The sequence below is a fragment of the Streptomyces sp. SAS_281 genome (assembly GCF_052542855.1).
Genome location: NZ_JBMNDO010000180.1, coordinates 1 through 11,541, shown reverse-complemented (window position 1 = coordinate 11,541; position 11,541 = coordinate 1). Strand labels below are relative to the sequence as shown.

General features: G+C 72.4%; 8 protein-coding genes. 7 read left to right on the top strand and 1 reads right to left on the bottom strand.

The genetic code is table 11. The features are described 5' to 3' along the window. Window positions 1–78: 78 nt before the first annotated feature. A complete protein-coding gene (locus tag ACN6LM_RS36250; RefSeq protein ID WP_445069681.1) occupies window positions 79–1,029 on the bottom strand; it encodes a TauD/TfdA dioxygenase family protein in 951 nt (316 codons plus the stop codon). Between the two features lie 618 nt (window positions 1,030–1,647). Here ACN6LM_RS36250 and ACN6LM_RS36245 point away from each other — a divergent pair. The 7 genes from ACN6LM_RS36245 to ACN6LM_RS36215 all read left to right on the top strand — a co-directional run bounded on the left by ACN6LM_RS36245 (window position 1,648) and on the right by ACN6LM_RS36215 (window position 11,468). Further along, complete coding sequence (locus ACN6LM_RS36245) at window positions 1,648–1,731, top strand: putative leader peptide (RefSeq protein WP_361031313.1); 84 nt, start codon at window positions 1,648–1,650, stop codon at window positions 1,729–1,731. Between the two features lie 298 nt (window positions 1,732–2,029). Next, entirely contained in the window at window positions 2,030–3,622 is a 1,593-nt protein-coding gene (locus tag ACN6LM_RS36240; RefSeq protein ID WP_445069680.1) for an ABC transporter substrate-binding protein, read from the top strand. A gap of 1 nt (window position 3,623) precedes the next feature. Further along, window positions 3,624–4,568 (top strand): ABC transporter permease, encoded by a 945-nt coding sequence (locus tag ACN6LM_RS36235; protein ID WP_445069679.1) that lies wholly within the window; start codon window positions 3,624–3,626, stop codon window positions 4,566–4,568. Window positions 4,569–4,573: 5 nt separating this feature from the next. Continuing rightward, a complete protein-coding gene (locus tag ACN6LM_RS36230; RefSeq protein WP_445069678.1) occupies window positions 4,574–5,461 on the top strand; it encodes an ABC transporter permease in 888 nt (295 codons plus the stop codon). Continuing rightward, entirely contained in the window at window positions 5,458–7,314 is a 1,857-nt protein-coding gene (locus tag ACN6LM_RS36225) for an ABC transporter ATP-binding protein (protein WP_445069677.1), read from the top strand. Before ACN6LM_RS36230 ends, ACN6LM_RS36225 begins: the two co-directional genes overlap by 4 nt. A gap of 52 nt (window positions 7,315–7,366) precedes the next feature. Next, window positions 7,367–9,682 (top strand): arylsulfatase, encoded by a 2,316-nt coding sequence (locus ACN6LM_RS36220; protein WP_445069676.1) that lies wholly within the window; start codon window positions 7,367–7,369, stop codon window positions 9,680–9,682. 241 nt (window positions 9,683–9,923) lie between these two features. Next, a complete protein-coding gene (locus ACN6LM_RS36215; RefSeq protein ID WP_445069675.1) occupies window positions 9,924–11,468 on the top strand; it encodes an MFS transporter in 1,545 nt (514 codons plus the stop codon). Window positions 11,469–11,541: the final 73 nt, after the last annotated feature.

The following is an 11,541-nucleotide window of genomic DNA, read 5'->3' as shown; positions in this document are numbered from 1 at the left end:
GGTGGGGAGGGGGGAACGTTGGGTGGCTCCACCCGACGTTCCCCCTGCTCACTCCGCGTGCGGGGTGCTCCCGGTCCCTCAGGCAGCCGTCGCCGCGGCGGTGGACGCGCCGGACGCGATCCCGAAGGACGGGTCCGGCACCGCCTCGGGGCTGATCAGGGTGGAGGAACGGCCGTCGACGCCGACCGGGACGTCACCGTCGATGGTGACGCGGCGGAGCTTGCGCTCGTGGGTGTCGGAGTCGTCCACGCCGTAGTGCTGGGTGGCCCGGTTGTCCCAGATCGCGACGTCGCCCACCTGCCAGTCCCAGCGCACGGTGTTCTCCGGGCGCTCGACGTGCGACTGGAACAGGTCGACCAGGGCCCGCGAGTCGCGCCCGGTCAGGCCGCTGATCCGCTGCACGAAGTTGCCGAGGAGCAGGACGCGTTCGCCGGTCTCGGGGTGCACGCGGACCACCGGGTGCTCGGTGAGGAACTTGGTCGACGTGAACACCTCGCGGTACTGCTCCAGCGCCTCGGGCAGGGCGTCGGGCCGCACCGCCGCGTAGTCGTAGTCGTTGGAGTGGACGGCCCGCAGACCGTCCGCCAGGGTGCGCAGCTGCTCGGGCAGCTCCGCGTAGGCGGCGGCCGTGTTGGACCACAGGGTGTTGCCGCCGTAGGGAGGGATCACGACGGCCCGCAGGATGGAGAAGGCCGGGTAGGCGGGGACGAAGGTGACGTCGGTGTGCCACTGGTTGGCCCGGCCGCCGTGGTCGGAGTCGATGCCGAGCGAGTACCGGCCGTCGGCGGACGGCACGGTCGGATGGGCGACGGGCGTGCCGAGCAGCCGGCCGAACGCCTCGTGGCTGTCCTCGTCGAGGTGGTCCTGCTCGCGGAAGAAGACGACCTTGTGGGCGAGGAGCGCGGCCCGGACGGTGGCGAGCGTCTCCGGGTCGAGGTCGCCACCGAGCCGTACACCCGAGATGACCGCGCCGATACGGCCGCCCAGCTGCTGGACGGTGACGGCGGGGGCGGTGGTGGTGGAGGACATGGGATTCCCTTCGAGAACGTGCACGCCGCGGCCGGGCGCAGGGCGTGGCCGACGGCGAGCCGATGGATGGTGGAGCGGGACTGACCGGGGCGCGACGCGCCCACGGGCGGGGACGGAGCACTGCCGGAGCGACGATGCGCGAGGTGGCCGGCTCCGTGGAGCGAGCGGGGTGGTGGGTACGCCGGTGAGGTCAGGCGGCGGTACAGCGGCCCGGACACCCGGGCCGAAGAGCGGGGCGGCCGGCGCGGGCGGGCCGCGCATCGGTGACTGCCGTCGCGAACATGTCCCGGAGACTCGCAGCGTCCCGCCGAGTGCGTCAAGCGCCCGCCGAGGCCCCGGCGGGGGCGCGGCAGTTGGTCACCCGGTGCCCGCACAGCCCCGCCGGGCACCTCTTCCGGGCCCCGAAGTACCGTTCCTGACCTGCGCGTTCACCCGTACGACACAGCGGCGCGCGGGCGCCGCCGCCGGGCCGGTCGACGGCCTCGCGCGAATTCACGCCGCCGTAACGTTGCGGCGCCCGCCCTCCGCAGCCGGCCACCGGGAGGGTCCGGACGCTCCGTACCAGGATGCGGACAACGCCGGTTGACCGTCCGGCGAGGCCGCTGTCATATTGCTCCCGTGAACCCGGACAAGCGCCTCGTCTCCCGCAGGCACGTCGACCTCTGTCGACAGGCCAGCGCGGTCTGTGCCGTCCGCCGCTGACCCGGACCGCGGCGGTGCGGCCGATGGCCCCGCCCCGCTGACCTCTCACGGGTGACAACAACCCGCTGAGACCCGGGAGTTCCCTCTCCTTTCGGCTTTCCCCGCTTCCGTGCGTCGCGGGAGCTCTTCACGTCTACCCGCGCCGATTCCGTCAGGCCGCCACAACGGCTCCGGCTCGGTGCGCCTTTCGCACGGCGCATCCCCTGCGCCCGATTCCCTCCGCAGCGGAACGCATACGCGTACGTCCTCCGCCGCGCGCTCCTCCCTTCCCTTTTCCCACCGTCACAGGCAGGCATCGATGACCGAGCTGTACCCCCGCACGCCCTCCGGACCGTCCCGGCGCTCCACGCTGCGCGCCGCGGGCGGCGGCGCCCTGCTCCTCGGACTGGGCCTCGCGGGCTGCCGCTCGGCCGTGTCGGACACCTCGTCCGTCCCGCAGGGCGCGAGCGCCGCACCCCGGCGCGGCGGTGTGCTGAACGTCGCCGTGAACGCCGACTTCACGCCCGCCCTGCTGTTCGCGCAGAGCGGCCAGTCCCTCCAGCAACGCCTCATCTACAACACCCTCACCCGCTACGACGACCGCCTCCACCCCAAACCCGAACTCGCCACCTCCTGGACGTACGCCGAGGACGGGCGGAGCATCACGCTCCGGCTGCGCGACGACGTCACCTTCCACAACGGCCGCCCGTTCACCGCCGACGATGTGATCTTCGCGGTGAAGAACCTTCAGAACCCCTTGCGCGCGGCTCAGTTGCGCAGCACGGCGGCCACCATCACCGGGTTCGAGAAGCGCGGCGACCACGAACTGGTGCTCACGCTCGCGCACCCGGTCAACAACCTCTTCGACCTGTTCGAGTTCATGATCATCACGGACTCGGAGAGCGTCGAGGACGCCGTCGCCGGTAAGAAGCTCATCGGGACCGGCCCGTTCAGGCTCAAGAAGTGGAGCCCCGGCTCAGGTCTGAGCCTCACCCGCAACGACTCGTACTGGAAGCCCGGCCGCCCCTACCTCGACGGGGTCGAACTGCGGGTCATCGCCCAGGCCGACGCGCTGATCTCGTCCCTGCGCTCGGGCCAGTCCCAGCTCTCCTTCGACGTGCCGGGCAAGAGCCTCGGCGTCGTCAAGGCCGACCACGGGCTCACCATCAGCGACTACGACACCGGCGCCGGCGCCGTCTACCTCGGCGTCAACACCACCGTCGCCCCACTGACCGACCGCACCGTCCGCCAGGCGCTCGCCTGGGCCGTCGACCGGGACCGGCTCGTCGCCCAGACTCTCGGCGGGTACGGCCTCGCCTCCGCCGCGCCCTGGCCCAAGTCCTCACCCGCCTTCAGCGAGGCCGACCGCACCCACTACACCCACGACCCCGCGAAGGCCCGGGAACTCCTGAAGTCCGCGGGGCACACCCGGCTCGACCTCCCCATGCTGCACATCGCACTGCCCGGCGAGACGGCCATCGCCGAGTCCATCCAGTACGACCTCAAGCAGGTCGGCGTCCACGTCACGCTCCAGCCGACCGACGGGGCCACCGCACAGAAGAAGCTGATCTCGCAGGGCATGCCGGCCCTGTGGTCCCTCGGCCACGGATTCGCCCAGGTGCAGCCCTCCACCCTCGCCGTCAGCGCGTACCCCTTCAACGAGGCGAAGAACACCTCCAGGTACCGCTCCGCCGCCTACACCGAGGTCGTACGGGAAGCCTGGACCGAGCCGGAGACCGGCACGGCTGCCGCCAACGCCCTGCACCAGAGGATCTCCTCCATCCTCCTGGACGAGGCGTTCCTCATCGACCTCGTCGTACGCGGACAGATCCAGGTCTCCGCCGCCCGGCTGCACGGCGTCACGCTCAACAAGTTCTCCTACCTCGACCTCGACAACGCCTACCTGGTGTGACATGCGCAGCTACCTGATCCGGCGGCTGCCGTCCGCCCTCCTCGTCCTGGCCGCCGCCTCCTTCCTGATCTTCACCATCCTCAGGCTGGTCCCCGGCGACCCCGCCACCGCGCTCGCCGGACCCGACGCGGACGCGGCGACCGTCGCCGCCATCCGCGAACGGCTCGGCCTCGACGCACCCCTGCTCTCCCAGTACGCCCACTGGACCGGCTCGCTCCTGAAGGGCGACCTCGGACCCTCGTACGCGATCGGCGGGCAGACCGCCGACCTCATCGGCGACGGGCTCGGCGCCACCACCGAACTCACCCTCGCCGCGCTGCTGTTCGTGATCGTGCTCGGGACCGCCTTCGGCGTCCTCGGGGCCACCTCGCGCAACCGGTGGCTGACCGCGGCCGTGCGCGTGATCACCACCGCCGCCCTGGCCGTCCCCCCGTTCGTCAGCGGCGTCCTGCTCGTCCTGGTCTTCGCCGTGGCGCTCCCCGTACTGCCGCCCGGCGGCCGGGTCGCCTTCCTGACCGCCCCGGACCTCGCCGCCCAGTATCTCGTGCTGCCGGCGCTCTGCCTGGCCCTGCCGAGTGCCGCCGTGCTCGGCCGCTACCTCAAGGACGGCATCGAACGCGGCCTGGCCGAGGACTGCATCCGCACCGCCACCGCCGCCGGGATCGCCCCGCGCCGCCTCCTGTGGCGCCACACCCTGCCCAACGCCCTGCCGCCCGTCGTCACCCTGCTCGGCATGCAAGTCGGGAACCTGCTCGGCGGGGCCGTCCTGGTCGAGGCGATCTTCGCCTGGCCCGGCCTCGGACAGCTCGCCGAACAGGGCCTCCAGCGTCGCGACTACCCGGTCGTCCAGGACCTGCTGCTGCTCCTGGTCGCCGTATTCGTCCTCGTCCAGCTGCTCACCGACCTCGTGTACGCCTGGCTCGACCCCCGGATCAGGTGGGAGTGACCCTGATGACCCAGACAACCGACCTCCTCACCACCGCGCCGCCCCCGGCCGTCCGCGGGCCGCGCGCCACGGCCCGCCCCCGCCATCCCTACCGCACCGCCCTGTCCACCGCCCGCGCCCGCACCGGCCTCGTCCTCGTCGGCGCCGTGGTCCTCGCCGGACTCCTCGCACCGCTGCTCGCCGGGCACGGACCCACCGACCAGAGCGGCCAGAGCCTCGCGGGACCAGGGACGCCCGGACACCTCCTGGGCACCGACGACCTCGGGCGCGACCTGCTCAGCCGGGTGCTGTACGGCATCCGCACCGACCTCACCATCATCACGATCGCGGTGCCCGCCGGCGCCGTGCTCGGCTGCCTGCTCGCCCTGGCCGCCGCCGCCCACCCCGTCGCCGACACCGTCGTCCAGCGCGTCTTCGACCTGCTCCTCGCGTTCCCCGGGCTGATCCTGGCGCTCGCCGTCACCGCGATCCTCGGCCCCGGACGCATCCCCGTCGTGCTCGTCATCGCCCTCGCCGAGGTGCCGGTCTTCGGGCGGCTGCTGCGGAGCGGCGTCCTCGTGCAGCGGGAACGCGAGTACGTCACCGCCGCCCGGGTCGGCGGCGGTTCGGGCCGCCGGGTGCTGGTCCGGCACATCCTGCCCAACGCGGCCGACCCGCTCGTCGTGCAGTTCGCCGTCTCGCTGACCGTCGCCGTCTTCATCGAGGGCGCGATGAGCTTCCTCGGCGTCGGCGTCCGGCCGCCCGAACCCACCCTCGGCGCCGTGCTCAGCCAGTCCATGCCCTACCTCGCCCAGTCCCCGCACTTCGCCGCGGGACCCCTGATCACCGTGACCGCGCTCGTCCTCGGACTCTCGCTCATCGCCGAGGCGCTCAACCGGGAGATACGCCGATGACCGCCCCCGAACTGCTGGACGTCCGCGACCTCGGCGTCGAGTTCAACGCACCCGACGGTTCACCGCTGCGCGCCGTGCGTGGCGTCTCCTTCACCCTGCGCCGGGGCGAGACCCTGGCCCTCGTCGGCGAGTCGGGGTCCGGCAAGTCCACCACCGCGCTCGCCCTGAACCGCATGCTGCCCGGCACCGGCCGCATCACCACCGGCACGGTCCGGCTGGACGGCCGCGACCTGGCCGCCGCCGACGAGGCGGAACTGCGCGCGGTGCGCGGCGCCCGCATCGGCATGGTCTTCCAGGACCCGATGACCGCCCTCAACCCCGTCCTCACCGCCGGCCGCCATATCGACGAGGCCCTGCGCGCCCACGGCAACCCGGACAAGGCCGCCCGCCGCGCCCGCACCGTCGAACTCCTGGACCGGGTCGGCATCCCCGACCCGCACCGCCGCGCCGACGACTACCCGCACCAGTTCTCCGGCGGCCAGCGCCAGCGCGTCCTCATCGCCATGGCCCTCGCCGGCGAACCCGACGTCCTCCTCGCCGACGAGCCGACCACCGCACTCGACGCCACCGTCCAGGACCAGATCCTCACTCTGCTCGGCGACCTCAACCGCGAGACCGGCACCGCCCTCGTCCTCATCACCCACAACATGGGCGTCGTCGCCCGCGCCTGCGAACGGGTCCTCGTCATGTACGGCGGCACCGTGGTCGAGGACGGGCCCACCGCCGAGGTGCTCACCCGCCCCCGACACCCGTACACCGCCGGACTCCTGGCCGCCGTGCCGCGTCTGGCCACCCCGTCCGGGACCCGGCTCACCGGCATCCCCGGCAGCCCGCCCGACCTCACGCTCCTCGGGGACGGCTGCGCCTTCGCCGACCGCTGCACCCTGGCCGAGGACCGCTGCCGCACGCAGACCCCGCCGCTCGCGCGGGTGGCCGACGGCGTACGGGTCGCGTGCCTCCCCGCCGCCCGACGCACCGAACCCCTGCCCGCCCCGGCCCCGCCCGTCCGCATCGACCGCCCCGCGCCCGGCGCGGTCGTCCTGGAGGCGGACGGCCTCACCAAGACGTACGGGGGACGCGGCGCCCGGCGACGCGGTGTGCCCGCGCTCGACGGGGTGTCGCTGACGCTCAGGAAGGGCGAGACGCTGGGCATCGTCGGCGAGTCCGGCTCCGGGAAGTCCACCCTCGCCCGGGTCCTCGCCCACGCCCACACCGCCGACGGCGGCACCCTGCGGCTGCGCGGCGAGGACATCACCCGGCCCTCGCGCCGGGCGCTGCACGCGGTGCGCCGCCAGGTCCAGATGGTGTTCCAGGACCCCTACGCCTCGCTCAACCCGCGCATGACCGTGGGCGAGATCGTCGCCGAACCCCTCGTCGCGTTCGGCATCGGCGACCGGGAGGCGCGCCGGGAGCGGGTGGCGGAGCTCCTGGAGCTGGCGGGCCTGGACCCCGCCGCGGCCGGACGCCATCCGCGCTCCTTCTCCGGCGGCCAGCGCCAGCGCGTCGGCATCGCCCGCGCACTCGCCCCCGCACCGTCCGTCCTCATCTGCGACGAACCCGTCTCCGCGCTCGACGTGTCCGTCCAGGCCCAGATCACCGGCCTGCTCACAGACCTCCAGCGCGACCTGGGGCTCTCCCTCGTCCTCATCGCCCACGACCTCGCGGTCGTCCGGCAGATCAGCCACCGTATCGCCGTCATGCACCGGGGCCGGGTCGTGGAGACCGGCACCGCCGACGAGGTGTGCGAGCACCCCCGCGACCCGTACACCCGCGCCCTGCTCGCCGCCGCGCCCGAACCCGTACCCCCGGCGGCACGCGCGGGGCGCGCCGAGAGGGCGGGAGCCCTCGCATGACCGACCGCGCCCTCCAGCAGCCCGCCCCGACCCGAGACGGAGTCCCCAGCCCATGACCACCAGCACCCGCCGCGACCCCTACGACGGCTTCCCCGGTCGCGTCGGCCGCACCTTCGCCGCTTCCCAGCCGGCCTGGCCTGCGCGCCGGACCCCGGGGGAGAAGGCCCCGAACATCGTCGTCGTGCTCGTGGACGACATGGGCTACAGCGACATCGGCCCCTTCGGCTCCGAGATCCCCACTCCCGTACTGGACACCCTCGCCGAGGACGGCGTACGACTCAGCAACTACCACACCATGCCGCTGTGCTCCCCGGCCCGCGCCGCCCTGCTCACCGGCCTCAACCCGCACCGCGTCGGCTACGCCATGGTCGCCAACTCCGACCCCGGCTTCCCCGGTTACGGAATGGAGATCGCCGACGACATCCCCACCCTCGCCGAGCTCCTCCACGACTCGGGCTACGCCACCTACGCCGTCGGCAAATGGCACCTGGTCCGCGACTCCGCGTCCAACGCCGCCGACGACCGCGAGAACTGGCCGCTGCGCAAGGGATTCGACCAGTACTACGGCGTCCTGGAAGGGCTCACCAGTCTCTTCCACCCGCACCAACTGGTCCGCGACAACAGCCCGCTGGACATCAACGAGTTCCCCGACGACTACTACTACACCGACGACATCACCGACCAGGCCATCTCCATGGTGAAGTCGCTGCGCGCCCACGACCCCGACAAACCGTTCTTCCTCTACCTCGCGCACAACGCCGTCCACGGCCCGCTCCAGGCCAAGGAGGAGGACATCGCCCGCCACCGGGGCCGCTACGACGAGGGCTGGGACGCGCTGCGCGAACGCCGCTTCGCCGCCCAGATCGCCGACGGCCTCTTCCCGCCCGGCACCGCACTCCCCGGACGCAACAGTGAGGCCGGGCTCGACGTACCTCCCTGGGACAGCCTCACCGAGGAGCAACAGCGCCTGTACGCACGCTACATGGAGGTGTACGCGGCACTGGTCGACAACATCGACCAGAATCTCGGCCGGCTCACCGCCACCCTCGAAGCGCTCGGCGAACTCGACAACACCGTCATCGTCTTCACCTCCGACAACGGAGGCACCGGCGAGGGCGGCGCCGAAGGCACCCGCTCCTACTTCAGCCGCTTCGTCCACCACCCCGCCCTCCCCGAGGACTGGACCCCCGACGTCGACCGCGACCCCGGGCTGATCGGCGGACCGCGCAGCCTGGTGCACTACCCGCGTGGCTGGGGCATGGCGTCCAACACCCCGTTCCGGCTCTACAAGGGCCACACGTACGCGGGCGGGGTGCGCGTCCCCTTCGTCCTGTCCTGGCCGAAGGGCGCCCGCGACGGCCGGCTCACCCCGGGCACGCGCCCGCAGTACCAGTACGTCACCGATGTCGCCCCGACCCTCCTCGAACTCGCCGGCCTGGAACGGCCTGAGCGCCGGCGCGGGGTGCCGCTCCAGGAACCGGACGGCGTCACCTTCGCCCCCGTACTCGCCGACCCGGAACACCTCTCCACCCACCCGGAGCAGTACTGCGAGATGACCGGCAACCGCAGCTACTACCGCGACGGCCGCAAGCTCGTCACCCTGCACCGCCCCGGCGCGCCCTACGACGACTCCGAGTGGGCCCTGTACGACATCAGGACCGACCCGACCGAGATCCACGACCTGGCCGCCGAAGACCCCGGTCTGGTCAAGGAACTCTCGGCGGCCTGGGAGAAGGCCGCCTGGCGCAACGGCGTCTTCCCGCTCCCCGACGGCAGCGGCGCCCTGGCCCGCCGCAACCCCGCCGAAAGCCGCCTGTCACGCCCCCTCACCCTGCTGCCCGGGACCCCCGAACTGGAGCGCTACCGTTCGTCCCGGCTGGTCTCCCTGCGCTCCTTCGAGGTCACCGTCGCGATCGACGAAACGGGCGAGGGCGTCCTCGTCTCGCACGGCGACCAGGGCGGCGGCTACAGCCTGTACGTGGAGGACGGCCGTCTGCACTTCGCGTACAACGAGTACGGCGTGCTCCACGAGACGGACGCGGGCCCGCTCGCACCGGGCGGGCACACGGTGCGGCTCGTCGCCACCGCCGTGGGCGGCCTGCGATGGAGCTTCCGGATCGAGGCCGACGGTGAGACCCGGGCCACCCCGCCCAGCGTCCACCAGCTCATCGGCATGGCCCCCTTCCAAGGCGTCAGCATCGGCGTGGACCGCAAGTCCCCCGTCTCCTGGCCCCTCTTCGAACGCCACCGGTCCTTCCCCTTCCAGGGCCGCCTGCGCTCGGTGACCTACACCCCGGGCGACCCGGGCCCGGACTCCGCTGAGGCGGTGGCCCGGGCTTTGCAGGAGGCGGCGGCGGCATTCGAATGAGAGAGCGCGACCAGCCGCCGCCCAGAGATCACGCAAGCCCTCCACCCCGCATCTCCAGTCCCTCCGGCGTCCGAGGAGCGGGTTCCGGGGCGGAGCCCCGGCTCCGGGAAGGGGCGGGTAGGGGAAAAGGCCCGCCACAGGCGCCCCCCCCGGAGATCGATTCGCGACGAACCCTGCCCAGGTCTAACGTCGGTGGGGTGAACGACTGCGTTCACCCCACCGCACCAGCGGCAACGAACCCATGACCGGCTCCCGCGCAACACCCCCGCAAGCCACCGCAACCCCCCGGAGGGACCGCGGCGGCACCATAGCCCTGCTGGTCATCTGCTCGTGCCAACTGATGGTGGTCCTGGACATCACCATCGTGAACATCGCCCTGCCCCACATCCAGACATCCCTCGGTTTCTCCACCGAGAACCTGTCCTGGGTGATCAACGCCTACACCCTCACCTTCGGCGGCCTGCTGCTCCTCGGCGGCCGCATCGGCGACATCCTCGGGCGACGCCGGGTCTTCATGACCGGCGTCGCCCTCTTCGTCGTCGCCTCGCTGCTCGGCGGCCTCGCGCAGGAATCCTGGCAACTGCTCGCCGCCCGCTCCCTCCAGGGCGTCGGCGGCGCGATCGCATCCCCGACCGCCCTCGCCCTGATCACGACCACCTTCCACGAGGGCCCCGCACGCAACAGGGCCTTCGGCGTGTTCGCGGCCGTCTCCGCGGGCGGCAGCGCCATCGGTCTGCTCGCGGGCGGTGTGCTGGTGGAGTGGCTGGACTGGCGGTGGATCTTCTTCGTCAACGTGCCCATCGGCGCGCTGATCGTGCTCGCGACCCGCCGCTACATCCAGGAGTCCGAGCGCCACCCGGGTCACTTCGACGTCCTCGGCGCCCTCACCGCGACGGTGGGCATGGTGTCCCTCGTCTACGGATTCATCCGGGCCTCCGAGGAGGGCTGGAGCGACACCCTGACGCTCCTCGCGTTCGCCGCGGCCGTCGTGCTGCTCGGCCTGTTCATCGTCGTCGAGAGCCGGTCCCGGCAGCCGATCACCCCCTTGTGGATGTTCCGCGACCGCAACCGGGCCGGCACCTACGGGATCATGCTGAGCCTCGCCGCGGCGATGTTCGGGATGTTCTTCTTCCTGACCCTGTTCGTGCAGAACATCCTGGGCTTCAGCCCGCTGCGCACGGGCCTCGCCTTCCTGCCGGTCAGCGTCATCATCGCGATCGGCGCCGGATTCACCTCGAAGCTGCTGCCGCGGTTCGGACCCAAGCCCTTCATGGTGACGGGCGCGGTCCTTGCCGCGGGCGGGCTCGGCTGGCTCACGCAGACCGACGTCCACAGTTCGTACCTGGGCAGCCTGCTGGGCCCGATCCTGGTGTTCGGGCTCGGCATGGGCCTGCAGTTCGTCTCGCTGACGCTGATGGCCCTGTCCGGCGTCGAGCCGCACGAGTCGGGCGCGGCCTCCGGAATCCTCAACACCACGCAGCAGGTGGGCGGATCGCTCGGCCTGTCCATCCTGGTCACGGTCTTCGGTACGGCGAGCCGCAACGAGGCGACCGACCAGGTCCCCAAGTTCATGGCCGAGGCGACACCGGCGCAGCTCGCCCGGTTCCGCAAAACCGGGCAGCTCCCCAGTCCCTGGGGCGACCAGGTCCTGGCATCGGGCGTCTCCACCGCGTTCCTGGCCGCAGCGGCCTTCGCCGTCGCCGCCGCGCTGATCGCGCTGTTCGTCATCCAGGTCCGCGCCTCGGACCTGGAACGGCTGCGCGGGAGCGGCCGGCCGGGCCCCTGAGGACCGGGCCGACCGCTTTCCCCCCGACGGGTCAACCCTTGACGGTGAAGCCCGCCCGCAGCAGATCGTCGTC

Excerpts from the sequence above, each read along its gene's own strand:
- ACN6LM_RS36250 (WP_445069681.1), bottom strand. The coding sequence starts at position 1,029 with ATGTCCTCCACCACCACCGCCCCCGCCGTCACCGTCCAGCAGCTGGGC.
- ACN6LM_RS36240 (WP_445069680.1), top strand. The coding sequence starts at position 2,030 with ATGACCGAGCTGTACCCCCGCACGCCCTCCGGACCGTCCCGGCGCTCC.
- ACN6LM_RS36235 (WP_445069679.1), top strand. The coding sequence starts at position 3,624 with ATGCGCAGCTACCTGATCCGGCGGCTGCCGTCCGCCCTCCTCGTCCTG.
- ACN6LM_RS36230 (WP_445069678.1), top strand. The coding sequence starts at position 4,574 with ATGACCCAGACAACCGACCTCCTCACCACCGCGCCGCCCCCGGCCGTC.
- ACN6LM_RS36225 (WP_445069677.1), top strand. The coding sequence starts at position 5,458 with ATGACCGCCCCCGAACTGCTGGACGTCCGCGACCTCGGCGTCGAGTTC.
- ACN6LM_RS36220 (WP_445069676.1), top strand. The coding sequence starts at position 7,367 with ATGACCACCAGCACCCGCCGCGACCCCTACGACGGCTTCCCCGGTCGC.
- ACN6LM_RS36215 (WP_445069675.1), top strand. The coding sequence starts at position 9,924 with ATGACCGGCTCCCGCGCAACACCCCCGCAAGCCACCGCAACCCCCCGG.